The sequence below is a fragment of the Streptomyces sp. WG5 genome (genome assembly GCF_049974565.1).
Classification (GTDB): Bacteria; Actinomycetota; Actinomycetes; order Streptomycetales; family Streptomycetaceae; genus Streptomyces.
Map to the genome: position 1 here is coordinate 1 of NZ_JBNGGC010000150.1, position 784 is coordinate 784.

General features: G+C 73.0%; 1 protein-coding gene. It reads right to left on the reverse strand.

What is annotated here, in order from left to right:
* Positions 1-784, reverse strand: a 784-nt coding sequence (locus ACP4IX_RS36310) for a beta-ketoacyl synthase N-terminal-like domain-containing protein (RefSeq protein WP_426558931.1), incomplete at both ends; no start/stop codon positions are given.

A 784-nucleotide genomic window follows, 5' to 3' on the forward strand; every position in this document is an offset into this window, starting at 1 on the left:
GCCTCGATCGGGTCCCCGAGCCGCGTGCCGGTGCCGTGCGCCTCCACCGCGTCCACGTCAGCCGTCGACAGCCCGGCGCTCGCCAGGGCCTGGCGGATCACGCGCTGCTGCGAGGGGCCGTTCGGCGCGGTCAGGCCGTTACTGGCACCGTCCTGGTTCACCGCCGATCCCCGTACGAGAGCGAGGACCGGGTGCCCGTTGCGGCGCGCGTCGGACAGCCGCTCCACCAGCAGCATGCCCACACCCTCGCCCCAGCCGGTGCCGTCGGCCGCGGCGGCGAACGCCTTGATCCGGCCGTCCTCGGCGAGCCCGCGCTGACGGCTGAAGTCGATGAACGGCCCCGGCGACGACATCACCGTCACACCGCCGGCAAGGGCGAGCGAGCACTCGCCGCTGCGCAGTGCCTGCGCCGCGAGGTGCAGCGCGACCAGCGACGCGGAGCACGCCGTGTCGACCGTCACCGCGGGGCCTTCGAGACCGAAAGCGTAGGAGAGCCGGCCGGAGACGACGCTGGCCGCGTTGCCCGTGCCCAGGAATCCTTCGATGCCCTCGGGGATGGTCTGGAGCGCCGTCGCGTAGTCCTGGCCGTTGGTGCCGACGAAGACGCCCGCCTGGCTGCCGCGCAACGAGGACGGATCGATCCCGGCCCGCTCGAACGCCTCCCACGAGGTCTCCAGCAGTAACCGCTGCTGCGGATCCATCGCCACCGCCTCACGCGGCGAGATCCCGAAGAAGTCCGCGTCGAACTCGGCCGCGTCGTAGAGGAACCCGCCACCGCGGGCGT